This window comes from Rhodococcus kronopolitis, assembly GCF_042654025.1.
Lineage (GTDB): Bacteria > Actinomycetota > Actinomycetes > Mycobacteriales > Mycobacteriaceae > Rhodococcus_G > Rhodococcus_G kronopolitis.
Genome location: NZ_JBHSFO010000015.1, coordinates 308,322 through 333,470 on the forward strand (window position 1 = coordinate 308,322; position 25,149 = coordinate 333,470).

21 protein-coding genes and 3 pseudogenes are annotated in these 25,149 nt (G+C 70.9%); 16 read left to right on the forward strand and 8 right to left on the reverse strand.

Annotation, left to right across the window (positions count from 1 at the left end):
- Positions 1 to 187 precede the first annotated feature (187 nt).
- Both ACFO6S_RS20935 and ACFO6S_RS20940 read left to right on the forward strand, forming a co-directional pair.
- Positions 188 to 391 (forward strand): annotated as a pseudogene (locus tag ACFO6S_RS20935) (3-hydroxyacyl-CoA dehydrogenase); the annotation flags it as partial.
- Positions 392 to 1,197: 806 nt separating this feature from the next.
- Positions 1,198 to 1,278, forward strand: a pseudogene (locus ACFO6S_RS20940) (3-hydroxyacyl-CoA dehydrogenase); the annotation flags it as partial.
- 62 nt (positions 1,279 to 1,340) lie between these two features.
- Here the strand turns inward: ACFO6S_RS20940 and ACFO6S_RS20945 are convergent.
- A complete protein-coding gene (locus ACFO6S_RS20945) occupies positions 1,341 to 2,936 on the reverse strand; it encodes a TM0106 family RecB-like putative nuclease (RefSeq protein WP_378419964.1) in 1,596 nt (531 codons plus the stop codon).
- A gap of 198 nt (positions 2,937 to 3,134) precedes the next feature.
- Between ACFO6S_RS20945 and ACFO6S_RS20950 the strand changes: the two genes are divergently transcribed.
- The 6 genes from ACFO6S_RS20950 to ACFO6S_RS20975 are packed head-to-tail and all read left to right on the forward strand — an operon-like array spanning position 3,135 to position 6,893.
- Positions 3,135 to 3,755: a DUF6474 family protein gene (locus tag ACFO6S_RS20950; protein WP_378419896.1), complete on the forward strand. Its 621-nt coding sequence runs from the start codon at positions 3,135 to 3,137 to the stop codon at positions 3,753 to 3,755.
- A gap of 35 nt (positions 3,756 to 3,790) precedes the next feature.
- Positions 3,791 to 4,324 (forward strand): hypothetical protein, encoded by a 534-nt coding sequence (locus tag ACFO6S_RS20955; protein WP_378419897.1) that lies wholly within the window; start codon positions 3,791 to 3,793, stop codon positions 4,322 to 4,324.
- A 46-nt stretch (positions 4,325 to 4,370) separates the two neighbouring features.
- On the forward strand, positions 4,371 to 5,027 hold the full coding sequence (locus ACFO6S_RS20960) for a YcnI family copper-binding membrane protein (protein WP_378419898.1): 657 nt from the start codon (positions 4,371 to 4,373) through the stop codon (positions 5,025 to 5,027).
- Entirely contained in the window at positions 5,024 to 5,551 is a 528-nt protein-coding gene (locus ACFO6S_RS20965; protein WP_378419899.1) for a copper resistance CopC family protein, read from the forward strand. The genes ACFO6S_RS20960 and ACFO6S_RS20965 overlap by 4 nt, the downstream gene beginning before the upstream one ends.
- Positions 5,552 to 5,556: 5 nt before the next feature.
- The gene (locus ACFO6S_RS20970) at positions 5,557 to 6,501 is read left to right on the forward strand and encodes a CopD family protein (RefSeq protein WP_378419900.1); all 945 of its coding nucleotides are present in this window, start codon (positions 5,557 to 5,559) and stop codon (positions 6,499 to 6,501) included.
- Between the two features lie 32 nt (positions 6,502 to 6,533).
- Positions 6,534 to 6,893: an MmcQ/YjbR family DNA-binding protein gene (locus ACFO6S_RS20975; protein WP_378419901.1), complete on the forward strand. Its 360-nt coding sequence runs from the start codon at positions 6,534 to 6,536 to the stop codon at positions 6,891 to 6,893.
- On the opposite strand, the gene ACFO6S_RS20980 is transcribed toward ACFO6S_RS20975, so the two are convergent.
- Positions 6,890 to 8,554: a DHA2 family efflux MFS transporter permease subunit gene (locus ACFO6S_RS20980; protein WP_378419902.1), complete on the reverse strand. Its 1,665-nt coding sequence runs from the start codon at positions 8,552 to 8,554 to the stop codon at positions 6,890 to 6,892. The genes ACFO6S_RS20975 and ACFO6S_RS20980 overlap by 4 nt on opposite strands.
- A gap of 433 nt (positions 8,555 to 8,987) precedes the next feature.
- On the opposite strand from ACFO6S_RS20980, the gene ACFO6S_RS20985 reads away from it, so the two are divergent.
- Positions 8,988 to 10,424 carry an HNH endonuclease signature motif containing protein gene (locus tag ACFO6S_RS20985; RefSeq protein ID WP_378419903.1) on the forward strand — a complete coding sequence of 479 codons (1,437 nt, stop codon included), beginning with the start codon at positions 8,988 to 8,990 and terminating at the stop codon, positions 10,422 to 10,424.
- 240 nt (positions 10,425 to 10,664) lie between these two features.
- Here the strand turns inward: ACFO6S_RS20985 and ACFO6S_RS20990 are convergent, their stop codons facing one another.
- From ACFO6S_RS20990 to ACFO6S_RS21005, 4 genes are read right to left on the reverse strand one after another with little or no spacing between them, the layout of a single operon-like run.
- A complete protein-coding gene (locus ACFO6S_RS20990) occupies positions 10,665 to 11,108 on the reverse strand; it encodes an SRPBCC family protein (RefSeq protein ID WP_378419904.1) in 444 nt (147 codons plus the stop codon).
- Between the two features lie 2 nt (positions 11,109 to 11,110).
- A complete protein-coding gene (locus ACFO6S_RS20995) occupies positions 11,111 to 12,664 on the reverse strand; it encodes a succinic semialdehyde dehydrogenase (RefSeq protein ID WP_378419905.1) in 1,554 nt (517 codons plus the stop codon).
- A gap of 32 nt (positions 12,665 to 12,696) precedes the next feature.
- A complete protein-coding gene (locus ACFO6S_RS21000; protein WP_378419906.1) occupies positions 12,697 to 13,272 on the reverse strand; it encodes a hypothetical protein in 576 nt (191 codons plus the stop codon).
- Between the two features lie 41 nt (positions 13,273 to 13,313).
- On the reverse strand, positions 13,314 to 14,930 hold the full coding sequence (locus tag ACFO6S_RS21005) for an acyl-CoA synthetase (protein ID WP_378419907.1): 1,617 nt from the start codon (positions 14,928 to 14,930) through the stop codon (positions 13,314 to 13,316).
- A gap of 188 nt (positions 14,931 to 15,118) precedes the next feature.
- On the opposite strand from ACFO6S_RS21005, the gene ACFO6S_RS21010 reads away from it, so the two are divergent.
- The 4 genes from ACFO6S_RS21010 (at position 15,119) to rraA (ending at position 19,184) form a co-directional block, all read left to right on the forward strand.
- On the forward strand, positions 15,119 to 16,612 hold the full coding sequence (locus tag ACFO6S_RS21010; RefSeq protein ID WP_378419908.1) for an adenylate/guanylate cyclase domain-containing protein: 1,494 nt from the start codon (positions 15,119 to 15,121) through the stop codon (positions 16,610 to 16,612).
- Positions 16,613 to 16,630: 18 nt separating this feature from the next.
- Entirely contained in the window at positions 16,631 to 18,148 is a 1,518-nt protein-coding gene (locus tag ACFO6S_RS21015) for an adenylate/guanylate cyclase domain-containing protein (RefSeq protein WP_378419909.1), read from the forward strand.
- A 118-nt stretch (positions 18,149 to 18,266) separates the two neighbouring features.
- Positions 18,267 to 18,656 carry a DUF5313 family protein gene (locus ACFO6S_RS21020; protein WP_378419910.1) on the forward strand — a complete coding sequence of 130 codons (390 nt, stop codon included), beginning with the start codon at positions 18,267 to 18,269 and terminating at the stop codon, positions 18,654 to 18,656.
- Between the two features lie 48 nt (positions 18,657 to 18,704).
- Complete coding sequence (gene rraA / locus ACFO6S_RS21025; protein WP_378419911.1) at positions 18,705 to 19,184, forward strand: ribonuclease E activity regulator RraA; 480 nt, start codon at positions 18,705 to 18,707, stop codon at positions 19,182 to 19,184.
- A gap of 80 nt (positions 19,185 to 19,264) precedes the next feature.
- Here rraA and ACFO6S_RS21030 read toward each other — a convergent pair whose 3' ends face one another.
- Together ACFO6S_RS21030 and ACFO6S_RS21035 are read right to left on the reverse strand one after the other, a co-directional pair.
- Entirely contained in the window at positions 19,265 to 19,486 is a 222-nt protein-coding gene (locus tag ACFO6S_RS21030) for an RNA-binding S4 domain-containing protein (protein WP_378419912.1), read from the reverse strand.
- Positions 19,487 to 19,539: 53 nt separating this feature from the next.
- A pseudogene (locus tag ACFO6S_RS21035) lies at positions 19,540 to 19,923 on the reverse strand (L,D-transpeptidase); the annotation flags it as partial.
- A 266-nt stretch (positions 19,924 to 20,189) separates the two neighbouring features.
- On the opposite strand from ACFO6S_RS21035, the gene lysX reads away from it, so the two are divergent.
- Genes lysX through ACFO6S_RS21050 form a run of 3 tightly spaced genes read left to right on the forward strand, consistent with a single transcriptional unit; the run spans position 20,190 to position 25,137 of the window.
- Positions 20,190 to 23,558: a bifunctional lysylphosphatidylglycerol synthetase/lysine--tRNA ligase LysX gene (lysX, locus tag ACFO6S_RS21040; protein ID WP_378419913.1), complete on the forward strand. Its 3,369-nt coding sequence runs from the start codon at positions 20,190 to 20,192 to the stop codon at positions 23,556 to 23,558.
- Positions 23,555 to 24,280: a DUF998 domain-containing protein gene (locus ACFO6S_RS21045; protein WP_378419914.1), complete on the forward strand. Its 726-nt coding sequence runs from the start codon at positions 23,555 to 23,557 to the stop codon at positions 24,278 to 24,280. Before lysX ends, ACFO6S_RS21045 begins: the two co-directional genes overlap by 4 nt.
- Positions 24,277 to 25,137 (forward strand): alpha/beta fold hydrolase, encoded by an 861-nt coding sequence (locus tag ACFO6S_RS21050; RefSeq protein WP_378419915.1) that lies wholly within the window; start codon positions 24,277 to 24,279, stop codon positions 25,135 to 25,137. The genes ACFO6S_RS21045 and ACFO6S_RS21050 overlap by 4 nt, the downstream gene beginning before the upstream one ends.
- Positions 25,138 to 25,149 lie beyond the last annotated feature (12 nt).

Below are 25,149 nucleotides of genomic sequence, written 5' to 3' on the forward strand. Positions count from 1 at the left end.
CCCCCGACCGCGCCAGCATAGAGAGCCAGCCACCCAGCCCGTCACCGAAACCAAAAACCAACATCACCGCAGGTCAAACGTTGTACACAACACATTCAACCAACCAGATCAGCCTCCCGAACACGACCATCCGGTGAACTGTTCCCAACTCGACTCGCGGATCCCGCGTTATCGTTCAATCGAGCAGGCGCAGTACGGCATCCGCGTGAACGCCATCGCCCCCGGCGTCACCGACGAGTACCGCAAGGGCCTCGAGTCCGGCGTGCCGTTCCCGTCCCGCCTGGGCCGTCCGGACGAGTACGCGCAGCTCGCGCAGATGATCGTCGAGCACGACTACCTCAACGGCGAGACCATCCGCATGGACGGCGCACTGCGCATGAACCCGCGGTAACCCTTCCCACACAATGGTTTTCGACGAGGAACCCGGGGGCGACCCCCGGAGCCCTCGCCCTCCTACAGGTCCGCCGCGAGCGGCACCTCGGCCGCGGCCCGGTCGGTCATCCACTCCCGCAACACCTTCGTCGCGCAGATCAGTTCTACCCAAATTCAGTCGCGGGTGCCCACGGCAAGGCGGGCCAAGGACCCTCTGTGCCATTACCCGCCAAGATGCCGAGCAGGACCTGCATGGAGGTAGGTTTCGAAGCAATGCATTCCTCCATGCCATCGACTGCATTACACCAGAACCTTGGGGAGTCGATGACACCGATCAGGTCACCAGCCCACAGCACCGAACTCGCGGCCATCTCCGGAACAAAACCAACCACACTACCCACCGCCTCGTCTCCGACAGAGGAGGCCGACGCCGTACCGGCACCGAGAACCAGACCACCACCGAGCAGAGCCGCACTGGCAAGAACCGCCGCCCCGCGGCGAGCCACGTTTCGAGACATACAGAAAACTCCTTCGTTCGACATGGAATGCCGGGAAAGCCAACACCCACGAACGCCCCCCGACCGCGCCAGCATAGAGACCAGCCACCCAGCCCGTCACCGAAACCAAAAACCAACATCACCGCAGGTCAAACGTTGTACACAACACATTCAACCAACCAGATCAGCCTCCCGAACACGACCATCCGGTGAACTGTTCCCAACTCGACTCACCGATCCCGCACTATCGTTCAATCCAGCAGGCGCCGTACAGCATCCGCGTACACCATCACCCCCGGGGCACCATCGACACCCCCGATGCCCGCCGGCTCAGGTGATCGTCGAGCACGACTACCTAAACGGCGAGACCATCCGCATGGACGGCGCATTGCGCATGACCCCGCGGTAACCTTTCCCACACAAAGGTTTTCGACGAGGAACCCGGGGGGCGACCCCGGAGCCCACGCCCTCCTACAGCTCCGACGCCAGCGGGACCTCGGCGACCGCACGCTCGGTCATCCACTCCCGCAACACCTTCGTCGCCCGGACGTCGTCCTCGTTGTAGACGAACAACCGCTCCCGCTGGTCCAGGCTCGGCTCCCCGTCGTAGCCGACCGCCTCCCGGTACCAGCTCATCGACGCCTCGCCGCTGGCCTCCGCGTCCCGCCATGCGAACCCGGCCACCGGTGCAATCTTCTTGAGTCCCTTGCCGTTCGGGCAGACGAACTGCTCCCCCACCGCCTGGTAGATGTCCACCCAGTGCGGGCCGTCGATGAACGCCCGGACCTGCTTGACGGTGGGGATCCCCGGCATCCCGGCGAAACGGGTGGCCGAGTCCAGCAGCCACTTGTCCTCAGCGGCACGCGAATAGCAGTACGCGGCAAAGGTTTTCCCCTGCTCCAGGGTCGCGTCGAGGGTCTGCATCAGCCAGGTCCAGAATTCCGCGAAGGAGCGGCCCTCGTCCCGCGTCGGCAGCGGATCCCAGGTGACGAACGGACGGTACGGCGCGGTGACCCCGCCCGCGGTGAGCAGCGTGCCCCACAGGTAGGCGCCGTGCTCCTGGTAGCTCTCCATGTCGACGTCCACCTCGACGTCGGCGCGCTGCACGGTCACCGTCTCGTGCCTGCGCACCAACGGCGCACCCGCCAACCACGCGCGCGCGATCACCACGGAGTCGGCGAAGCCGTTGCCCTGCCAGTCCTCCGGCGCCGGCCCGTCCCACGCGGCCAGCGCGTCGATGGTGTCCACGCCCGCCGCGCGCAGCACGTCCGCCCGCGACCCCGACGCCACCAGGGACACGTCGCGCGCCTGCGTCAGCTCCGCCCGGCACGCGTCCCACCATGGGCAGGACCGGCACTCGCCGATCTGCGACGGCACTGTCGCCAGCTCGCCGCGGGCGACGGCGATCCGGTCCGCGAACCGCTCGTCGTACTGGTCCATCACCGCGGCCAGGTCGTGCACCAGGATGCACTCGCCGCCGTACCCGATGGCACCGCCGAGCATCGCGGGGCTGGCGTGGCCGCGGCGCTCGAGCATCCGGTACAGCTGGGCGAGCCGGAACGCATCGCGCAGCTGCGCGCGTACCTTGCGGGTCCCGTCGACCGCGGGCGCCCAGGCATCCAGGCCGGAGGTCACCGCGCCGCTGCCCGGGTCGGTGACCTTGTGGTTGACCACGATCACCGGGAAGTAGCCGCCCCGCTCGGCGTCGCGGACCAGCAGCTCGGCCCGGCCGCGGCGGCCGGTGTCGAACTCCAGCGGCAGCACCGCACCCCAGATCCGGTCGGCACCGTCCGCGCAGGCCGCCAGCGTGGCCGCGGCCCGCTCCCGGGCCGGGGCGGCCGGGTCGACGACCACCCAGCGCAGACCCTCCGCCTCCATCAGCCGCTGCCGCATCGCCTCGCGGTGCGCGCGGGCCGCCTCGCGGCGCTGCTGGACGCCGACGTCCTCCGGAACCGACGCGACCACGGCCGGGTGCGCCGCGTCGAGATGGACGCGGTGCCGACAACTCGTCAGCGCGCGGGGGTCGATGAGCACCGGTCGAGACTGCCCCGGCGTGGGCGGGGACAGTTCGGCGACGACCGCCTGCGGCTGGTCCTGCGGGTCTTGCGAAGAAATCACAATGAAAGAGATTATGGTCCGCTGCACCGACAAGCCGCATCGCAAGGTCGCGGCCGCGATGCCCCCGCCACGCCGGGTGGTGTCGCGGATACGCTGTAGTGGACGCGCGCGCCGGTGTTCGCGCACCCGAGACGAGGGGCTCTACGCATGGGTTTGTTCCGGAAACGCAAGACGCGCGCGACCCGACGTGCGGAGGCGAAGGCACTCAAGACGAAGGCCAAGATGGAGGCCAAGCTCGGTGCCCGCAACGACCGCAAGAAGATCAAGTCCGACTCGAAGTCCACGAAGAAGATCGAGAAGGCCCAGATCTCGACGCTGAAGGCACAGGAGAAGGCGGCCCGGCGCGGGGGCAAGCTCAGCGTCAGCCAGGTCCGCAAGTACATCGGCATCGCGCGGCTGCTCACCCCCGTGCTCGCCCCGCTGATCTACCGCGGCGCGGTGGTGGTGCGCGGCCAGCTCGACCAGCAGCGGGCCGCGAAGATGGGCATCGCCGCGGAGGAACTCGGCAGCTACACCGGCCACGGCGCGCAGCTCAGCGCCCGGATCGCGGGGGCCGAGCGCTCCGCGAACGACATCGCGGCGCAGTTCAACGACCCCGAGACGATCACCTTCACCACCGCGATCCGCGGCCGGTTGGCCGAGCTGAGCACCGCCGTCCGGGCGGCCGAGCAGATGCCCACCCCGCGCCGCCGGGCCGCGCACCACGCGATCGCAGCCGAGCTCGACGGCGTCGAGGCCGACCTGCTCGCGCGCCTCGGCGTGCGCTGACCCGGCCGACCGAACCGAAGGATCCGTAGCCGCCGATGTCCGCCGCCCGCACCGCACCCACCGACCGCATGCGCGGCGCGGCGGTCGGTGCGCTCACCGCGGCGATGGCCGTGGCGGGGCACGGTTTCGCGGGGGGCGGTTTCCCGTCCAGCGCGGCGCTGACCCTGCTGGTGCTGGGCTGCGCTGGGGTCGGCGCGCTCGCCGGCAGCATCCGCGGCGGTGGCGTCCTAGCGCTGCTCGGCGCGCTGGCCTGCGGCCAGCTGGTCGGTCACCTCGCGTTGTCGACCGCGCTCACGCATCAACATGCCGGCGCCGACCTGTCGGCGCGCGGGCTGTCGATGCTCCTCTGGCACGCCGCCGCCACGGCGGTGTGCGCGACCCTCATCCGGGCCGCGGAACGGCTGTACGGGCCGGTCACCCGGGTGCTGCGGGCGCTGCTGCGGCCGGTCCCGGCCCCGCCGCGGCCCACCGGCAGCGCCCTCCGCGCCGTCGCGGTGGGCGGCGCCGAGCCGGTGCTGCTCGACTTCGCCATCTCGAGACGGGGACCGCCCGCGGCGGCATGCGCCTGAGCGCACTCCCCCCGGTCTTCCACTCGAGTAGAAACGACAACCACAGATGAACACTGCACTTTCGCGTGCCCTCGTCACGGCCGGCGCGGCCGGCGGCGTGCTGCTGCTCGGCGCCGGCGTCGCCTCGGCCCACGTCGGGGTGAGCGCACCCGGCGCCGCCCAGGGCGGCTACACGGTGCTCACCTTCAAGGTGCCCACCGAGTCCGACACCGCGGGCACCACCAAGCTGACCGTCACCCTCCCGGGCCTGAAGTCGGCCCGCACCGAGCCGATGCCGGGCTGGACCTCACAGGTAGTCAAGGACCCCGCCACCCAGGCCGCCACCGAGGTCACCTGGACGGCGGACCCGGGCGTGGCCGTCGGCCCCGGCCAGTTCCAGCAGTTCCTACTGTCCGCGGGCCCGCTGCCCAGCGAGGACACCGTGTCCTTCCCGACGGTGCAGACCTACAGCGACGGCAAGGTCGTCTCCTGGAACCAGCAGCCCGGGCCCGACGGCGCGGAGCCGGACAAGCCGGTCCCCAGCCTGACCCTGGCCGCGGACACCGAGGGTGACGGCTCGCACGGCGCGAGCACCTCGTCGGACGAGCCGTCCGACGCCGCCGTGGACACCACCGCCCGCTGGCTCGGCGGTGCCGGGCTGGTGCTCGGCGCGCTCGGCGCGGCCCTCGGCATCGGTGCCACCGTCCGAAGCCGTCGGGCATGAGCGCCCGGATCCGCGTCCTCGCGGTCGCGCTGCTCGCCGTCCTCGCCGCACTCGTCGGCGGGGGCGTCGCCGCCGCCCACTCGGCGGTGACCGCGTCCAGCCCGGAGAACGGCGCCTCCGTGGCCACCGGGCCCGACCGCGTCACCCTGACGTTCAACGAGCCCCCACAGGCCAGCTTCGCCACCCTCACCGTGGTGGGCCCGGACGGCAACCTGTGGTCGAAGGGCGAGCCGACGGTCCAGGGCGAGACGGCAAGCGTGGCGGTGGGACCGCTCGGCCCCGTCGGGGAGTACACGATCGCGTACCGGATCACCTCCGCGGACGGGCACCCGATCAGCGGCACCAGCAAGTTCACCCTCACCGAACCCGGCACCGGCACCCCCGGCCCCAAGCCGGGCGGCGCCGCGGCGGAGGGCTCCGAGGACAGTTCCGACGGGCTGCCGCTGTGGCCGTTCATCGCGGCGGCCGTGGTGGTGTTCGCGGGCGGGCTGGCGTTCACGCTGCGCCGGCCCGGCAAGGACTGACCTCGATGGGCCGGGTGGGCAGCACCCCGCGGTGGCTGCTGCTCGCCTGGCCCACCGGGCTGGCCGGGGTCAGCCTTGCCTGGCTGTTGGCGACGCCGTCGGGTCCGGACCCGTCGAGTGCGATCCGGGTGCTGTCGGTGCTGCTCGGTTCCACGGTGCTCGGCCTGGCGGCGCTGGACTGGCTCCAGCGCGGGGACCGACGGCCGGCGGTCCCCCGGGCCGACCTGTGGCGTCCCGTCGCGGCACTGGCCGGTGCCTGGTCGGTCGCCGAGACCGCGCTGCTGGTGTCCGCGGCCGCCGAGACCGCGGAACGGGCGGCGGGCGGGCTGCCCGCCGCCGCGTTCGGCCGGTTCGTCGGCGAGATCAGCGCCGGCCAGATCGGCGCGGCGGTGCTGGCCTGCACCGCCGCGACCACCGCCTTCGCAGCGGTCGCCTTCCGCCGCGCGGCGCCGTGGTCGCCGCTGCCGGTGGCGGTGCTGGCCGGGTTCGCGCTGGCCGCCCGACCGGTGACCGGGCACATGTCGGCGCAGGCCCTGGGGTCGGCGTTCGTCGCAGCGCACGTGCTGGCCGCCGCGCTGTGGCTCGGTCCACTGGTCGCGATGGCGATGCTGGTGCGAGGACGCGGCGGCTGGGCGCTGCTGCTGCCGCGCTACTCCACCCTGGCGTGGCGGTGCGTGGCGGCGCTGGCCGTGACCGGGACGGTGGACGCGGCGGTCCGACTCGGCGGCCCCGGCGCGCTGATCGACACCGGCTACGGGCGGATCGTGCTGGCCAAGGCCGTGGCCCTGGCCGCGCTGGCCGGGCTCGGCTGGTGGTGGCGTCGCACCTGGGTACCGGCGGCGGGCGCGCACCGCACCCCTGCCGAGGAGTCACTGCGCCACGCCACGGTGGAGGTGCTGGCGATGTCGGTGGCCTTCGGCCTGGCCGCGGCGCTGGCCACCACCGCCTGACCGGTGTCGGTGGGCGGGGCTAGAAAGGACCCATGCCCACCGAGCGCGACGCACGCACGATGATGCTGGCCCTCCCCGAGGTCGAGGAGGTGGTGGTGGCCAACTGGGGCGACCAGCCGACCTTCCGGGTGCGCAAGAAGATGTTCGGGCTCGTCGGGTACGGCGCCCCGACGGTGTGCCTGAAGGCCACCCGAGACGACCAGGCCGCGCTGATCGCCGAGAACCCGGACGTGTTCCTGGTGGCGCCGTTCTTCGGCCGGTGGGGCTGGATCGACGTGGTGCTGGCCCGGGTGGACCCGCAGGAGCTGGCCGAACTGGTCGAGGAGGCCTGGCGGCTGACCGCGCCGAAGCGGGTGATCGCGGCGTACGACCGCGACTCCGAGTCCACCTAGCTCACAGGTTTCGGCGCGAGCTCGTCCCGACGCGAGCGCGCGTTGAGCGCGGTCGCGCTGGCCAGTCCGAGCGCCAGGAATCCGGACGCCACGAACAGCGCGGTGCGGGTGGAGTCGCCGAAGCCCTCCGCCAGCGCGGTGGTGACCTCCGGCCCGGTCGGCCCGAGCTTGCCCTCGTCGCCCTGCTCGCGCAGGCCGGAGATGGTCCCGCCGGCCGAGTCCCGGGTCGCGGTGACCAGCTGCTCCTGCACCGGCGGCGGCACCGCGGCGACCGGCTCGAGGCGGTCGGTGAGGTTCTGCGCCAACGAGATCGAGAGCACCGCACCCAGGATCGCGGAGCCCAGCGCGGCGCCGAGCTGGCGCACGGTGCTCTGGGTGGCCGAGCCCTGCCCGGACTTCTCGGTGGGGATGTCCGCGAGCACGGTCCCGGTCAGCTGCGCCGACGCCAGCCCCAGCCCGGCGCCGTACACCGCCAGCAGCACCGCCAGCAGCCACGGGGACACCGTGGAGGAGATGAACAGCGCGACCACGGCCACGCCCACGGCCTCCAGCGCCAATCCCAGGATCACGGTCTTCGGCGCACCGAACGCGGCGGCGACGTGCCGGGCCGCGGCGCCGGACGCGAACGCACCCAACGCCATCGCCGCCAGCACCAGGCCGGCGCCCATCGTGGTCAGGCCGAGCGCGTTCACCAGGAACAGCGGCAGCACCAGCAGCAGGCCGAACTCGCCGATCGCCACGGTCAGCGCGGTCAGGTTGCCCCAGGTGAACGTCGGCACCGAGAACAGGCTCAGGTCGAGGATCGCGGAGCGGTGACTGCCGCGGGCCCGGTGCCGCTCCCAGACCACGAACAGGACGAGTGAGAGCACGCCGATCGCGCCGACGACCGGGACCACCGACACCGGCGCATCCTGCGGCCACTCGATCCCGAACACGCTGAACGGCGCGATCGGCTTCCACCAGCCGAGGCTCTGTCCCTCGATCAGCGCGAAGATGACGCCGCCGAAGCCGATCGCGCTGAGCAGCAGGCCGTCCACGTCGAGGCCCGGTTCGGTGATCTTGGCCTGAGTCTCCCGCACCGCGAACAGGGCGCCGACGATCACGGCGATGCCGATCGGGATGTTCACGATGAAGATCCACGGCCAGGTGAAGTACGTGGTCAGCCAGCCGCCGAGCAGCGGACCCACCGCCGCCATGCCGGAGATGACGGCGCCCCACACCGCGAACGCGACGATCCGATCCTTGCCCTTGAAGGTGGCGTTCACGCTCGACAGCGTGGTCGGGAGTACGAACGCCCCGCCGACGCCCTGGACCACCCGGGCGACGATCAGCGCGGAGGCGGTGCCCGCCGCGGCTGCCATCAGGCTGCCGACCATGAACAGCACCACGCCGAGGATGAACATGCGGCGGCGGCCGAGTCGGTCGCCGAGCCGGCCTGCGGTGAGCAGCAACGCGGCGAACACCACCGAGTAGACGCTGTTGACCCACTGGGCGTCCGTCAGGTCCATGTTCAGGTCGGTGATGATCACCGGCAATGCGACACCGACGATGGTGCCGTCGACCACGATCATCGACAGGCCGGCGGCGAGGACGCCGAGCCCGATCCACGCGCGTCGGTCCGCCCGTGGTTCGGTGTCGATCTCGGTGGGATCGGTCGACATCGTGAAACCTCCCGGCTCGAAGCAATTGTCACCGAACGACTTCGGGGACCGTCTCGATTCCACCAGTTGTGGTCCGGTTCGGCCGTTCCGAACCGCCGGTCGCCACCAAATTTCCACCTTTCGATGGAGAAACCGGCGCGTACGTCTGTACGCCACACCCTGTATCTCCCCGGGGTCATCCCCGATGGGCCATACGAGTCCGTCAGGTCCCCGGGATACGTAGCCGGACACCGGCCGCGGGGTTCAGGAAGCCTGGATCTCGCCTCCCGGGCATCCACTGCCCGCGGCGTTCTGACCTAGTCGCGACGCATCCCCGACGGTGCGGACACACAGTCCTGTCAACGTCCCGGGGAAGGAATTTCTGCTCTGCATACATCCTTCACCTGGCAAAACATCATTGTGATCGAACGTGCGTGCGAGTATCGTTTGGTGTATGGAACTCGACGCCATGCTCACCGACCCCACCGGGGTCGAGGCATGGCGACTCGACGAAACCGAACTCGCGAGCACCGTCCCGGAACTGTCATCGAAGATCCTCGAGTTGGAGGCGCTACGGGTGCGACTGGTGCACGAGGCCGACCAGCGATGCGTCCCCAACCATCTCGGTGCCGCGGACACCACCTCCTGGCTCTCCGACGCCACCCACATGACCGCCGGGCACGCCGGCAGGATCGTCCGACTCGGCCGGGAACTGCCGTTGCACCCGCGGATGGCCGCCGCGTTGGACGCCGGGCGGATCGAACTCGGCCATGTCCAGGTGATCGTCGACTTCCTCGCCCGACTCGAACGACTCACCGTCGGCCAGCCTGGCCCGTTGGTGGAGACGGACTGGGACCACCCCGACCCGGAAACCGGCCGACCCGACGACTGCCAGGCCTACCTGCTCATCGCAGCCCAGCTCGAGAACGCCACCGTCCTCCGCAGACGAGCCCGCGCGTTGGAACTGCTGCTGCAGCTCGACGGGACCGTGCCACCGGACGGAGAGAACCCCGAACTCAACGAGTTCCACGCCTCCGCCACCCTCGGCGGACGAGTGCACGTGAAGGGCTCCTTCGACGCCGAGGTCGGCGAAGCCCTCAACACCGCGCTGTCGGGCCTGTCGAAGCCGCATCCGAGCACCGACGACGACGGAAACCCGATCCGCGACCCCCGTTCCGCCGCGAAACGCCGCGCGGACGCGTTGGAGCAGATCATCCGCGGCCACCTCGACAACGCCCGAGGGCCGGTCGAGGGCGGTGAACGGCCGCACGTCACCGTCACCATCGACCTCGACGCCCTCAAGGAAGCACTCGCCAAGACTGCGCCGACGCCGGCGACCGGGGCATGGACGAAGAACGGCTGGGACTACCACTCCGGCAACGCAACCGGACCCGCCGGCGGCACGCCCGGCGATAGCTGCTCAGATGTCCGACCCCCGCGGCACTACCGCAGAGTCCGGCACGCCAGCATGCCGTGGGCCGGACCCGTCTCCGCCGCCATCGCGGCACGCCTGTCCTGCGACGCGAAGGTCACCGCGGTCTTCGTCGACAAGGAGGGCAACCCTCTCGATGTCGGCCGCAGCACCCGCTTCGTCACACCAAGCCTGCGGAAGGCGTTGGTGGCCAGGGACTGCGGCTGCGCGTTCCCCGGCTGCGGACGACCCGCCGCCTGGACCGACGCCCACCACATCTGGCACTGGTCCAGGGGTGGTCCCACCGCACTGTCGAACCTGGTGCTGCTGTGCAAGAAGCACCACACGATCATCCACAAGAACCACTGGGCCGTGCAGATCGAATCGGACGGACATCCGTGGTTCACACCCCCGGCCTGGGTCGACCCGGCGCGAAGACCCCGGCCGGCCCACAACCGGCGCGAGATCCACGGAACCTGACCAGGCGAAGACCTGCACCACCCACAACCGGACCGGTTGCGGCCGAAACACACTCGGCTGCAACCGGTCCGCGCTAGGTGACTAGAGGCGGTCACTCCCCGCGGACCCTGAAACTGGCGCCACGGTCCGGGGCATCGCAATGTTCGTCGGACTACAGAACGAAACCAGCCCCACCGCGCTGTGCGGTGGGGCTGGTGGCGAGAGGAGCTTCTGCGGAATCCAACGGATCCTCGCCCCGCGTCAGCGCTCGAGATAACCCTTCATCCGCGCAAGGGTGGTCTGCATCCCAGACTTCATCAGTTCATCCCGATTGCGGCCCAGCAGCTTCGACCGCTGCACCATCCTCACGTAGAACTGGGGCGTGCCGACTACCTCGCGGGTCTCGGTCAGCTTGACGCCGGTATCGGACGGCTCGAGCAGATAGGTCCAACGGGTCTTCGAATCGCCCACCTCGAACGAGAACTTCTGCCCGGCAACCACATCGACAACCGTGCAGTGAGTGCTCCAGCGGATCAGCCCGTGCCGGTTGCTTCCGGTGAACGTCGCCCCGACGGTCGCCGGCTTCCCACCGGTCCAGCGCCCGCCCATGTTCTCGGGGCTGAACCGGTGGTACCCGGAGATGTCGGTGACGGCGTCCCACACTGCGGACGGCGCGGCCTCGATGTGAACGCTCGCGATGTCCACGGTCAGCGGCCCGGAAGGTACTGCAGCACCTTGATGAACGGCGCCATCACCTTGGCCCACACCTTCGGCGGAAGTCCGCGCGGCCCACCGAGATTGAGCACCCGGGTGGTCGCCACGGTCTGCGACTCGGTGTACTTGAGCATGCCGTCGAGTCCATGCCTACGACCGACGCCGGAAACGCCCATGCCGCCCATCGGCGCGGCGGTGCTACCCCAGGCCGGTGCGTAGCCCTCGTCGACGTTGACCGTACCGGCACGCACCTGCGCGGCGATGGCCTCGCCCTCGGCCTTGCTGCCCGCCCACACGCTGGCGTTGAGGCCGTACTCGGTGTCGTTGGCCAGCCGGATCGCCTCGTCGACGTGCGCCACCGGGTAGATCGACACCAACGGGCCGAACGTCTCGTTGCGCGCGCACTCCATCTCGTCGGTCACACCGGTGAGCACCGTCGGCTCGTAGAACAGCGGGCCGAGGTCCGGACGGGCCTTGCCGCCGGCGACCACCGTCGCACCCTTGACGACGGCGTCGTCGACGTGACCGGAGACCGTCTTGACCTGCGCCTCGGAGACCAGGCTGCCCATCTCGATGCCGAACTCGTAGCCCGGGGCCAGGGTCATCTTCTTGACCCGGTCGCCGAAGAGCCGGATGAACTCGTCGGCCACCGGCTGCTCGACGTAGATGCGCTCGATGGAGATGCACAGCTGGCCGGAGTTCGAGAAGCAGGCGCGGACGGCGGCGTCGGCCACCTCCCGCAGGTTCGCACCCTTGGTGACGATCATCGGGTTCTTGCCGCCGAGCTCGGCGGAGAATCCGATCAGCCGGCGGCCGGCCTGCTCGGCGAGCAGCTTGCCGGTGTCGGAGGAACCGGTGAACATCAAGTACTCGGTGTTCTCGACGATCGCGGTGCCCACAACGGATCCCGGGCCGGGAACCACGGCGAACAGGTCGCGGGGCAGGCCGGCCTGGTACAGCAGGTCGACGCAGGCCAGCGCGCAGTACGGGGTCTGGCTGTCCGGCTTGAGGACGACGGCGTTGCCGGCCAGCACGGCGGCGATCGCGTCCGAAACCGCGAGCGTCATCGGGTAGTTCCACGGCGAGATGACGCCGACGACGCCCTTCGGGTGGTGCCGCACGACGGTCTTCGTCAGACCCGGCAGCATGCCCTGCACCCGCTTCGGCTTGAGCGCCTTCGGGGCCAGCCGGGCGTAGAAACGCGAGGTCAACGCGATGTCGAGGACCTCTTCCTGGGCCGCGGCGCGCGACTTTCCGGTCTCGGCCTGTGCCATGTCCATCAGGGCGTTGCGGTTGGCCAGCACCAGGTCGCGGTACCGGTGGAAGACCTTCGCACGGTCCTCGGCGGAACGGGCCGCCCAGTCCGCCTGGGCAACCCGGGCGCGGGCGATTGCGGCCTTCGCATCCGCGGCGGTGCCGACGGGGATGGTCGCCAGTTCGCGGCCGGTGAAGGCCTCGACGACGGGCCGGGTGGGCCGACTCGCGGCGTCGTCGATCGCGACGAGGTCGAGGAGCCGCGCGAACGTTGCGGCGGACGGAGCAGGCATTTCGCACCCCTACTGGTGAGTATTACTACGAATCACGTCAACCTACCTGGTCGGTGGCCCGCATCACAGGGCAGCCGGGAAACAGCCGCTGCCGTCACCGGCGACGGCCGGGTCCACGAAACGGCGGCCGCGAGGTAGTCCGCGACCTGACCGACATCCCAGCCGTGGGCCTCCCGCAGGCCCGCACCGAGGACCCGCAGATAGTCGGGCGACGGCGCGGAGTGCACCGCCGTCGAACCGCGGGCCCGGCAGGTGAACGTGAGCATGGCGAGCCCGTCGCGGCGGCCCAGGTCGAGCACCCGGTCGTAGCACCGGGGTTCCTGCCCGCGGATGTCCTCGAACTGTTCGGCGGTCAGCAGGTACGCCCGGGCCGCGACCCGGCCCGCCTCGTCCGGGTCGTAGAACGCCCGGCCGCCGCCCCACACCCGCGACCGACCCGCGAAGAAGACCCGGCCGGGCGCCAGGACCGGCGCCGACCCCCGCGGCGCGCGACCGTCGCGCGCGCCGACCTGGGTGCACCGACCACCGTCCGGGCGACCGCCCCGCAGGTAGCAACCCAGGCGGTCGATCGACATGTTCGACCCGTAACTGACGTACCAGACCAGCACACCACCGACGGTACTCGGCGGCCACACCGCCGGGCCGCGGCTCAGCCCTGCGCGACCGTCTCCTTGGCCCAGCGGTAGTCCGCCTTGCCGCTCGGCGAGCGCACGACCGCGGGCACCACCACGATCGACCGCGGAATCTTATAGCCGGCGACGTGCAGGCGGCAGTGCTCGGTCAGCTCGGAGGTGTCCACCTCACAGCCCTCGCGCAGCGCCACCACCGCGGCGACCCGCTCGCCGAACCGGGCGTCCGCGACGCCGGCGACCAGCGCGTCGAGCACCGCGGGATGCGTCTTGAGGGCCAGTTCCACCTCTTCCGGGTACACCTTCTCGCCGCCGGAGTTGATGCACGTCGAGCCGCGGCCGAGCAGCACGATGGTGCCGTCCGCCTCCCGTCGGCCCATGTCGCCGAGCACCGCCAGGCGCACTCCGTCGACGGTCGGGAACGTCGCCGCGGTCTTCTCCGGGTCGCCGAAGTACTCGATCGGGACGTGGCCGCGGCGGGCGATGAAGCCCGGCTCCGCCGACTCCGCGGCGAGCACCCGGTTCTGCCCGTCGACCAGCAGCATGTTCGGGTTGGACCGGATGCGCTTGGTGCCGTCGGCGTCGAACTCCACCACGCCGTCGTTGCCGGACTCCGACGCCCCGAAGGCGTCCTTGACCACCAGGCCGGGCAGCATCTCGCGCAGCCGGTCCTTGAGCGCGGGCGAGAACAGCGCGCCACCGGAACCGATCAGCTTCAGCGAGCTCAGGTCGTAGCGGGACCCGCTGGCGTCGATGGCATCGGCGATCGGACCGGCGATGGCGTCACCGACGACGGTGATGCCGACGATCCTCTCCGACTCGACCATCCGCAGCACCTGCTCGGGGTCGAAGGTGCGGGCGATGACCCGCGGTGCGCCCATCAGGAACGCCGTGAGCAGCGAGTAGACCGCGGCCCCGTGCATCAACGGCGGAATCAGCATCAGCACAGTCGGACTCGTGTTCGCGACGGCCGCGTCCACCACCTCCGCCGCCGAGCGCCGCGGCGGTCCGGACAGGTTGGCGCCGGACAGGGCCGCGTAGAAGAAGTCCTCGTGTCGCCACACCACACCCTTGGGCATCCCGGTCGTGCCGCCGGTGTAGACGACGAAGTGGTCGTCCTCGCTGCGCGGCGCGAAGTCGCGGCCGTCCGACTGCGCCGCCAGCGCCGGCTCGTAGTCCTGCGCCTCGATGCCGTCGAAACGCACCCCCGCGTCCCCGACCAGCAGCAGGTGCCGCAGGCCCGGGCACTGCGGCAGCGTCGCGGCCACCGTTGCGGCGTAGTCGGTCTCGACTACCAGCGCCACGATCTCCGAGTTGTTGTAGAGGTAGGCCAGCTCGGCGTCGGTGTACCGGTAGTTGACGTTGACCGCCACGGCGCGAATCTTCATGCAGGCCAACAGCGTTTCGACGTACTCGAGGCAGTTGCGCATGTGCAGGCCGACGTGCTGGCCGGGCTGCACCCCGATCGAGAGGAGGTGGTGTGCGAGCCGGTTGGCGCGCCGGTCGAGCTCGACATAGGAGCGTCGCTGGACTTCCAGCTCGTCCGTACCCGGTACCGACGAGCCGAAGATCAACGCCACCCGGTCCGGGATCGCGTCGGTGACGGCTTCGTAGAGATCGGCAATATTCAACGACACGCCCGGTTCCTCACTTCACAACTGCATCAAGCCCACAAGAGATCGTTCGCGAAGCTAACACGCGGGCGGGTGTGCCGGGTCCAAAACCATTGCGGTCGAAACTCTTAGGCCAGGTCATCGACACCGAGGGAACAATGCCGCGCAGCCCGAACTTCCCGCCGGGGCCGAACGGCGACTAGCCTTGAATGATGGATCCGCCGGGAACCCGGTACGTCCAACGCGAGGGTCACGCGCTGGCCTACCAGGTGGTGGGCGGCGGGGATCTCGACGTGGTGTGGTTCTTCGAGATCAACATGCATCTCGACCTCATGTGGACCGATCCCCAGATCCACTACCTGCTCGAACGGGGCACGACCTTCGCCCGCACGGCCTACTTCCAGCGCCGCGGGATCGGCCTGTCCGACCCGGTGGACCACATCCCCTCCCTCGAACAGCAGGCCGACGACATCGCCGCGGTGATGGACGCGGTCGGGATGCGATCGGCCACCGTCGTCGGGGTTGCCAGCGCCTGCGGGCCGGCGGCACTGCTGGCCGCGCGATCACCGGATCGTGTCACCGGTCTCGTCCTGATCCAGCCCTTCGCCGAGCGCCTGCTCGGATCGGATCGAGCGCCCCCCGGCTGGGAGCAGGCCGACATCGACAGGTTCATCGGCGGATGGCGATCCGCTTACGCGCACTGGGGATCCGGCGAAAGTGTGCCGATGTGGGACCCGGCCGTGGACACGCCGTTCAACAGGCGCCTGATGGCGATGCTGGAGCGCTGCTCGTCGACGCCCGCCACCGCCCAGGCACACCTGGAGAACCTGCTGCACCTGGACTACTCCCAGGCCCTGCCCGCGATCCAGTGCCCGGCCCGCGCCATGCTCGTACCCACGAGTCCGGTGTCGCGGGGAGCATCGCGTCACGTCGCCGAACTGATCCCCAACGGCAGCTTCCATGTGCTGCCGTCGGCTCCCCCGGGTGCCTCCCTGGGCGAGGCCTGGGTGCCGATCCTCGACCACGTCGAGGAGGTCGCGACCGGCCTGCACCGGCGTGCCGATGCCGATCGATTCCTGGCGTCGGTGCTGTTCACCGACGTCGCCGCATCGACGGAGGCACTCGCCAGCATCGGCGACCTGGCCTACCGCGATCTGCGCGCGGCCCACGAGCGCCAGGTCCGCACCGTGGTGGACGAGGCCGGCGGGCGCCTGGTCAACGTCGCGGGCGACGGCACCTTCAGCGTCTTCGACGGCCCGGCCACGGCGGTCCGCTGCGCCGAACGGATCTGCCGGGCGGCGGAGGCGCTCGGCATCGACGTGCGGGCAGGCGTGCACACCGGCGAGGTCGAACGCACCGGTCTCGAACTGACCGGGATGTCCGTGCACGTCGGCGCCCGGATCTGCGCCACCGCGGCTCCGGGCGAGGTGCTGGTCTCCCGTGTGGTGCACGACCTCGTGGCGGGCTCGGGTTTGTCGTTCACCGACCACGGGGAACGACAACTGAAGGGCGTCCCCGGACGATGGCAGCTGTTTGCGCTCGCAGACACCGGTCACGGTCCGTCCGCGACGCCCCCAATCCCGCTCCGGCTCGCCCTGTTCGACCGGGCCGTCCTGCGCACCGCCCGGCGGACACCGAAGCTGGTCCGGGCCGCGATCGGCCTGGTCAACGCCCGAGAACGTCGGCAGTCCAGGCGGCCCGGATGACACGACAAGGCTGACGAAATGGACCCACCGGGTACCCGATACGTCCAGTGTGAGGGTCGCTCGCTGGCCTACCAGGTGGTGGGCGAGGGCGGCGCCGACGTGGTCGTGTTCCTCGAGATCGGTCTCCACCCGGACCTGATGTGGACCGATCCGCACATTCACTACCTGTTCGAGCGGGCCGCGGCCTTCGGCCGGATCGCCTACTTCCAGCGCCTCGGATTGGGTCTGTCCGACCCCATCGACCAGATCCCGACCCTGGCTCAGCAGGCCGACGAGGTCCTCGCGGTGATGGACACGACCGGCATGCAGCGCGCCACCCTGGTCGGGGTCGGCGGCACCTGCGGCGCCGTCGCAGTGCTGGCCGCACGTGCCCCCGAGCGGGTGACCGGCCTGGTGCTGCTGCAACCGTTCATCGAGGGCGTGCTCCGTGAGGGCGGAGGGATGCCGCGCGGCTGGGACGCGGCGTCCCGGGACCGCTACGTCCGGGAATGGCGCGCGGCCTACGCGAACTGGGGCTCCGGCCAGGTCCTGTCCGCGTGGGATTCGAGCGAGAATTCACCGTTCAACCGGCGGATCATGGCGCTGCTCGAGCGCTGCTCAGCGACCCCGGCGACCGCGCGCGCGTACCTGGAGTGGTTGTTCCGACTCGACGGATCCGATGCCCTGCCGTCCATCCAGTGCACGACCCGCGTTCTCCACCCGACGGCGAGTTCGATGCCCCCGGCGGTCAGTCGTCACGTCGCAGAGGCGATTCCGCACGCGACCCTGCACCTGCTCCCCCCGATGTCGCCGGGTTCCTCCCTCGGCGAGGCCTGGGTGCCGATCCTGGACCACATCGAACAGGTCGCCACCGGTGCGACGCGGCCGGTCAACGCCAACAGGTACCTCGCCTCGGTGCTGTTCACCGACGTGGTGGGTTCGACCGAGATGCTGGCCAGAATCGGCGACGGCCCGTACCGCGACCTCCGCGCCGCGCACGAGCGGCAGGTCCGTGACGCGGTCGAGCGGGCGGGTGGACGGCTGGTCAGCGTGGCGGGCGACGGCACCCTGAGCGTGTTCGAGGGTCCGGCCGCCGCGGTCCGGTGTGCGCGCACGGTGTGCCGCCAGGCCGCGGAACTGGGCCTCGGCGTGCGCGCGGGTGTGCACGCAGGCGAGGTCGAGGGGATCGGGCCGGACCTGACCGGCCTGACCGTGCACATCGGCGCCCGGATCGGCGGCGTCGCGGGCCCCGGCGAGGTGCTGGTCTCGCGGGCCGTGCGCGACCTGGCGGTCGGCTCCGGGCTCTCCTTCGTCGAGCGCGGCGAACCCGCACTGAAGGGCGTCCCGGGCCGCTGGCCGCTGTACGCGCTGTCCGACTCGGAGCCCGCGCCGACCGTGCTGCCGCGAAAACTGCCGCGCCTGAGCATGATCGACCGCGCCGTGCTCCGCACCGCGAAACGTGCACCCGGCCTGCTGCGGGCCGCCCTGAGTCTCGGCAACGCCCGTCAACGCCGGCGGACACGTCAGCGGCGGAGGCCGGATTCGCGACGCACCTGAACCTCACGCAACGGGCACCGACGAGGACCTCCTCCGGCCACGGCCGTCGTCCCGGACCGGTGGACATCGCGTCCGGGTCGGCGGACCCGGACCGGAGGCCGGGTTCTACCCTGGGAAGATGCCCGACCAGCGCAAACCCAACCTCGGCCAGTACCTCCGGTACCTGGTCGGCGGCGTCCTGCCCGAGTCCATGCAGGACTGGGTGCGAAACGACCTCGTCGGTCGCGGGGCGATGACGCGGTACGTGCTGCGCTTCACCATCCCGCTGATCCCGCTGTTCGCGGCGTTCTACCTCCTCATCCCGGGTGAGCGCTGGATCCCGCTGGCGATGATGGCGCTGCTGCTGTTCCCGGTGCTGTACTTCGCGATCGCGCTGATGAACATCTACCGGCGGCACCGCCTGCTCGCCCACGGGCTCGACCCCGAGCTGCTCGACGCCAAGGCGCAGCGCCGCGTCGAGGCCACCCGGGACGACTACGAGCGTCGTCACGGCCGTGGCGAGGGCTGACCGCGCGAACTAGGGTGTACGGGCACACCGACGAAGGGGACAACACACATGAGCGAGCCCGTGGCGACCGCCGACCTGGCCGACGAGATCGGCCCCGAGATCCGCAGCTGTGACACCCAGTTCATCCAGTTCGGTGGGCACGCAACATTTTCCGGACGCATCACCACCATCAAGTGCTTCCAGGACAACCTGTTGGTCAAGCAGACCCTGAGCGAGCCCGGCAACGGCGGCGTCCTGGTGGTCGACGGCGACGCGAGCGTCCACACCGCCCTGGTCGGCGACATCATCGGCGGCCGCGGCGTGACCAACGGCTGGGCGGGCGTCATCGTGAACGGCGCGGTGCGCGACTCGGCAATCCTGCGCACCCTCGAGATCGGCATCAAGGCCCTCGGCACCAACCCGCGCAAGAGCACCCAGACCGGTTCCGGCGAGATGAACGTCCCGGTCAGCTTCGGCGGCGTCACCTTCAACCCGGGAGAGACGGTCTACAGCGACCACGACGGCGTCGTCGTCCGCGCCGAGGACTGAGCGTCACCGCCGAACGGGCGGTTGCCGGGACATCGGCCGAGAGCCGACCGAAGGCGGCCGCCCGTTCGGCGTCCGAAGTCTCAGAAGTGCGCGACCCGCGCGCTGGTCTCGCCGATCGCCACCACGTCACCCTGCTGCAGCTGACGGCCGCGTCGGACCTCCACCTCGCCGTTGACCGAGACCATTCCGTCGGCGATGACCTCCTTGGCCTCGGCCCCGGACTCGATGAGGCTGGCCAGCTTGAGGAACTGACCGAGCCGGATGGACTCGTCGCGGATGGGGACGTCGAAGGTTTCGGCCATGACCCCATCCTCCCGCGGATCCCGGCCCACCGCCCCGGCGACCCCCGGACGCGTCAGCCCACGACGGCGACGGGGTCACCGATCTCGACGTTGTCGAAGAACCACGCGGCGTCCTCGGTGCTCAGGTTGATGCAGCCGTGGCTGACGTTCTCGTAGCCCTGTGAGTCGACGGACCAGGGCGCGGCGTGGACGAAGATGCCGCCGGAGGTGAGTCGGACCGCGTACTCGACGTCGAGCCGGTAGCCCTCCGGCGCGTCGATGGGCACCCCGTAGGTCGACGAGTCCATCACCATCTCGCGGGCCTTCTCCATGACGTGGAAGGTGCCGAGCGGCGTCTCGTATCCGGGCTTGCCCATCGACGCGGGCATCACCCTGACCACCTGCCCGCCGATGCTGACCGTGAACTGGTGCGTCGAGACGTTGGCGACGGCCGACACCGACCCGCCGGCCTGGGTTCCGGGCCCCGCGGTCGCCACGCCCGTCGCCCCGCCTACCTCGAACAACACCAGCGCTGCGACGGCCAGAAGCACCCGTACACCGTGTCGCCTACTCCACATGGCCGTACCGCCCTTCGAGATGACGCGACGAACCCCTCCAGTCAAGCACTTCGACGGTCAGCGGGACAGAGCCGGAACGGCTTTGCGGCAGATCGGCCGGGCGCTTCACTCCGCACCTCGCGGTCCCAGGCTTCACACTGGATGTCATGACGCCGAGCACCGCGATCGAACCGTCTGTCGCCGCCAGTCTGCCGCCCGTCCGGCCACTGTCACTGGCCCGGACCGGGAGGCTGTCCGCGGTCCCACACATCGCCGGCGTGGTGTTCGGGATCTACGCGACGCTGGTGTTCGCGTGGAGCCTGTCGCCGGTGCTCCGTTACCTGCTCCACACGCCCCGCGAGTACGTCGACAACTACTACTTCGACGCGCCCGACACCAGCTTCTCCTGGGCCCTGGTGCTGGGACTGCTCGCGGCGGCGCTCGCCAGCCGCAAGCGGATCGCCTGGTGGCTGCTGACGGTCTACCTGGCCCTGTTCGCGCTGGTGAACCTGGCGATGCTGATCGGCGAGCGCAACGTGCACGCCGGGGTGGCACTGGTGGTGCACCTCGCTGTGATCGGCGTGCTCGTCGCCGCGCGGCCGCAGTTCTACACCCGGGTGCGACGCGGCGCGGTGTGGAAGGCCCTCGGCGTGCTGGTCGGCGGGCTCGCCGTCGGCACCCTGCTCGGCTGGGCCCTGGTCGAACTCTTCCCCGGGACGCTGCCGCCGAACCAGCGGTTGCTGTGGGCTCTCAACCGCGTCGCCGGTGTCGTGGTGGTCGACAACGAGCAGTTCGACGGTCGCACACACGGATTCGTCAACACCATCCTCGGCCTGCTGGGCGCACTGGCCCTGCTGGCCGCGGTCATCACGCTGTTCCGCTCGCAGCGCTCGACGAACGCACTCACCGGCGAGGACGAGTCGGCGCTGCGCGGTCTGCTCGCCCGCTCCGGCGGCGACGACTCGCTCGGCTACTTCGCCACCCGGCGCGACAAGGCGGTGGTGTTCGCGCCCAGCGGCAAGGCCGCCGTCACCTACCGAGTCGAACTCGGGGTGTGCCTGGCCAGCGGCGACCCGATCGGGGACGAGGAGGCCTGGCCGCACGCCGTCGACGCCTGGCTGGACCTGGCCTCCACCTACGGCTGGACGCCGGCGGTGATGGGCGCCGGCGAGGCAGGCGCGACCGCCTACAACCGGGCCGGGCTCATCGTCCTGCAACTCGGCGACGAGGCGATCCTGCAGACCCGTGAGTTCGACCTGCACGGTCGCGAGATGCGGCAGGTGCGGCAGGCCGTCAACCGAATCCGCAAGCACGACATCACCTCCCGGATCCGTCGGCACCGTGACATCCCGCCCGAGGAGATGGCGGAGGTGATCGCCCGCGCCGATGCCTGGCGCGACACCGAGACCGAGCGCGGGTTCTCGATGGCCCTCGGCCGGCTCGGCGATCCCGCCGACGGCGACTGCCTACTGGTGGAGGCCGTCGCCCCGGCCGATCCCACGGTCGACGGCGCCGAGGAGACCGTGGTGGGCATGCTGTCGCTGGTCCCGTGGGGCGCCACCGGGGTGTCCCTGGACCTGATGCGCCGAAACCCGAAGGCCCCCAATGGCGTAATGGAGTTCATGGTCACCGAGCTGGCTACCGGTTCCGACCGGTTCGGGATCACCCGGATCTCGCTGAACTTTGCGGTGTTCCGGTCGGTGTTCGAGGAGGGCGCCCGGATCGGTGCCGGACCGGTGCTGCGGGTGTGGCGTTCGGTGCTGCTGTTCTTCTCCAAGTGGTGGCAGCTCGAGGCGTTGTACCGCTCCAACGTGAAGTACCAGCCGGAGTGGGCGCCGCGGTATCTCTGCTTCTCCGACAACCGGGTACTGCCGAAGGTCGGCATGGCCTCCGCGGTGGCGGAGGGCTTCGTCACCCTCCCCCGATTCGGCCGCCGAGACATCAGCAAGCACACCGGAACCCACCAGTCGGTGCCCGCGGCCCTGACTGCGACCGGGCTGCTGCACGCCGACGGCAGCGCCCCCGACGAGCCCACCGCGGCCGGGGTCGACGGCGGCCGCACCGTCGAGAACGGGCACCGGCGTCCGGAGCAGGTCCGGGTGCGGATGGACAAGCTGGACCGACTGACCGCGGCGGGGGTCGACGCCTACCCGGTCGCGTACCCACCCACCCACACCGTCGCGGGGGCGCTCGGCGCGCCCGAGGGCACCGAGGTTCGGGTGGCAGGTCGGATCATCCGGATCCGTTCGTACGGCGGCGTCGCCTTCGCGGTGGTCCGGGACTGGTCCGGCGACATCCAGGTGCTCTTCGACCGCACCACCGTGGGCGACCGACTGGACGCGTTCACCGCCGAGTTCGACCTCGGCGACCTGATCGAGGTGAGCGGGACCGTCGGCCGCAGCCGCAAGGGCGAGCTGTCGCTGCTGGCCACGGACTGGCGGATGAACGGCAAGTGCCTGCACCCGTTGCCGGACAAGTGGAAGGGCCTGTCCGACCCGGAGTCTCGGGTGCGGCAGCGCTACGTCGACATCGCCGTCAACCGGGAGGCACGCGACCTCCTCGTCGCCCGCAGCGCGGTGGTGAAGTCGCTGCGGGACTCGCTGTCCCAACGGCAGTACCTGGAGGTGGAGACGCCGATCCTGCAGCAGGTGCACGGCGGGGCCAACGCGGCGCCGTTCCACACCCACATCAACGCCTACCACCTGGACCTGTACCTGCGGATCGCCCCGGAGCTGTACCTCAAGCGGCTCTGCGTGGCAGGCATGGAACGGGTCTTCGAGATCGGTCGGGTGTTCCGCAACGAGGGCGTCGACTTCAAGCACAACCCGGAGTTCACGATCCTCGAGGCGTACGAGGCGCACAGCGACTACGAGAAGATGATGGTGCTCTGCCGCGAGCTGATCCAGGCCGCCGCGGTCGCCGCGCACGGCCGCGAGGTCATCCTGCGCCCCGGGGCGGACGGCGAACTCGTCGAGATCGACATCTCCGGCGAGTGGCCCGTCAAGACCATGCACGACGCCGTCACCGAGAAGCTCGGCGTCGCGGTCACCCCGGCGACGCCGGTCGCCGAACTGCTGCGGCTGTGCGAGGAGCACGAGATCCCGATCCAGCCGAGCACCGACGCCGGCGCGGTCGCGCAGGAGATGTACGAGCACCTCGTCGAGGACCACACCGAGTTCCCCACCTTCTACACCAACTTCCCCACCTCGATGTCGCCGCTGACCCGGCCGCACCCGACGATCCCCGGCGTCGCCGCGAAGTGGGACCTGGTGGCCTGGGGCATCGAACTCGGCACCGCCTACAGCGAGCTCACCGACCCGGTGGACCAGCGCCGACGGCTCACCGAGCAGTCGATGCTGGCGGCGGGCGGCGACGAGGAGGCCATGGAACTGGACGAGGACTTCCTGCAGGCACTCGAACACGCGATGCCCCCGACTGGCGGCCTCGGCATGGGCGTGGACCGCGTCGTCATGCTGATCACCGGCGGCAGCATCCGCGAGACCCTGGCGTTCCCGCTCGCCAAGCCCCGTCAATGATCGAGCAGACGTCCCCCGCCCCGGCGGCGGCCGACGCAGGCCCGCGGCGGCGGGTCCGGACGGTCCTGGTCGCGCTGCTGGTGCTCGGCCCGATCCTCTACTCGACGTGGCTGCTCGGCTGGGTCCTGAGCTCGCACCTCGACCAGTCCCGCGCGTACGCCAGCGAACTGGCCGCCCTGGACCAGCCGTGGGGCCTGTTCTACCGCACCGGCGACCTGCTGACCGGAATCGTGCTCACCGCCGCGGCGGTGCTCGCGCTGTGGCTGCGTCCGCGCCGGCTGCTGACCACCGTCGGCTGGCTCGGTCTCGGGGTGTTCGCCGTCGCCACGATCCTGGACTCGCGGATGCCGCTGGACTGCGCGGCCCACGCCAGCGCGGCGTGCGCGGCGCGGGAGCAGGCGGGCCTGCTCGACGAGTCCCGCTTCCTGCACGCCTCGACCAGCACCATCGCCGCCACCGCCGCCGCGGTCTCGGTGTTCGCGTTCATCGTCGCGGCGTTCCGCTACGGCTGGCCGAACTGGACCCGCTGGACGGGAATCGCGGTGGTGCTGACCTACGTGGTCGGCAACGCGTGGACCCTGTTCGCCATCGACATGGACGGCCGCGGCGACGAGGTATGGCTGCTCGGCTACGCCCAACGCCTGCAGCTGGTCGCCGTCACCGGCTGGCTCGGGTACCTGGCGCTGATCGCGGCGTGGGAGCGGCGCCGCGGTTCCACGTGAAACCAGCGGGCCGGTTCCTGACGGTCCAGGGTTCGGCGCTGCACGTGGTGGTGGACGGCAGCGGCCCGGCGGTGGTGCTGTGCGGCGGTCTCGCCGGCAACTGGTTCGACTGGGACGCGGTGACCCGCGCCCTCGCGGTCGACCACACGGTGGTGCGCTTCGACCGCCCCGGGTGCGGGCTCAGCGCGCCGACCGGGCGGCCGCCGACCGTGCACGGGGAGTCGGACCGCATCGCCGGTGTGCTGGACGCGGTGGGGGTCGACGAGTCGGCGGTGGTGGTGGTCGGGCACTCGATGGGCGGCTGGTACGCCGAGGCGTTCGCGCGGCGACACCGGCGCCGGGCGGCGGGACTGGTGCTGCTGGACGCGAGCATTGCGAGGCCACAGCGGCCGCTGCTGGCGCCCACGCCGCGGTACCGGCTCGCCGCCGCGGCAGCCGCGGTGACCTCGGCCAGCGGGCTGCAGCGACTGCTCGGCCCGAGCGTGCGCCGCCTGGCCTACGGCGGCGGTCCGGCGGCCGGCACCGAGTCGCTGGTGCGGCGGGTGTTCACCGACCCGGCCTACCTGCGGGCGGCGCTGGTCGAGAACGCCGCCTACGCGGACCTGCCCGCCGAACTGGCCTCGATCCGTGGGCTCGGGCCGCTGCCGCCGACCCTGGTGGTGGCGGCCGACCCCGGCCGGCCGTGGTCCGCGCGCTGGGTGCGCAGTCAACGCCGGCTCGCGGACGACCTGGGCGCGACGTTCACGGCCCTGCGTCCCGCCCGGCACACGGCCATGGTCGACCGACCCGCCGCGGTGGCCGCCCTCGTCGCGGCCATGCCCGGGGCCGCGTACCGCGGTCGCGGGCGGCAACCGTGAAATGGTGAGGCG

Bases quoted from the DNA above. Each gene is read 5' to 3' on its own strand.
- ACFO6S_RS21045 (WP_378419914.1), top strand. From the start codon at position 23,555: ATGATCGAGCAGACGTCCCCCGCCCCGGCGGCGGCCGACGCAGGCCCG.
- ACFO6S_RS20960 (WP_378419898.1), top strand. From the start codon at position 4,371: ATGAACACTGCACTTTCGCGTGCCCTCGTCACGGCCGGCGCGGCCGGC.
- ACFO6S_RS21020 (WP_378419910.1), top strand. From the start codon at position 18,267: ATGCCCGACCAGCGCAAACCCAACCTCGGCCAGTACCTCCGGTACCTG.
- ACFO6S_RS20950 (WP_378419896.1), top strand. From the start codon at position 3,135: ATGGGTTTGTTCCGGAAACGCAAGACGCGCGCGACCCGACGTGCGGAG.
- ACFO6S_RS20965 (WP_378419899.1), top strand. From the start codon at position 5,024: ATGAGCGCCCGGATCCGCGTCCTCGCGGTCGCGCTGCTCGCCGTCCTC.
- ACFO6S_RS20975 (WP_378419901.1), top strand. From the start codon at position 6,534: ATGCCCACCGAGCGCGACGCACGCACGATGATGCTGGCCCTCCCCGAG.
- ACFO6S_RS20995 (WP_378419905.1), bottom strand. From the start codon at position 12,664: ATGCCTGCTCCGTCCGCCGCAACGTTCGCGCGGCTCCTCGACCTCGTC.
- ACFO6S_RS21015 (WP_378419909.1), top strand. From the start codon at position 16,631: ATGGACCCACCGGGTACCCGATACGTCCAGTGTGAGGGTCGCTCGCTG.
- ACFO6S_RS21010 (WP_378419908.1), top strand. From the start codon at position 15,119: ATGGATCCGCCGGGAACCCGGTACGTCCAACGCGAGGGTCACGCGCTG.
- ACFO6S_RS20970 (WP_378419900.1), top strand. From the start codon at position 5,557: ATGGGCCGGGTGGGCAGCACCCCGCGGTGGCTGCTGCTCGCCTGGCCC.
- ACFO6S_RS20980 (WP_378419902.1), bottom strand. From the start codon at position 8,554: ATGTCGACCGATCCCACCGAGATCGACACCGAACCACGGGCGGACCGA.
- ACFO6S_RS20985 (WP_378419903.1), top strand. From the start codon at position 8,988: ATGGAACTCGACGCCATGCTCACCGACCCCACCGGGGTCGAGGCATGG.
- lysX (WP_378419913.1), top strand. From the start codon at position 20,190: ATGACGCCGAGCACCGCGATCGAACCGTCTGTCGCCGCCAGTCTGCCG.
- rraA (WP_378419911.1), top strand. From the start codon at position 18,705: ATGAGCGAGCCCGTGGCGACCGCCGACCTGGCCGACGAGATCGGCCCC.
- ACFO6S_RS20955 (WP_378419897.1), top strand. From the start codon at position 3,791: ATGTCCGCCGCCCGCACCGCACCCACCGACCGCATGCGCGGCGCGGCG.
- ACFO6S_RS21030 (WP_378419912.1), bottom strand. From the start codon at position 19,486: ATGGCCGAAACCTTCGACGTCCCCATCCGCGACGAGTCCATCCGGCTC.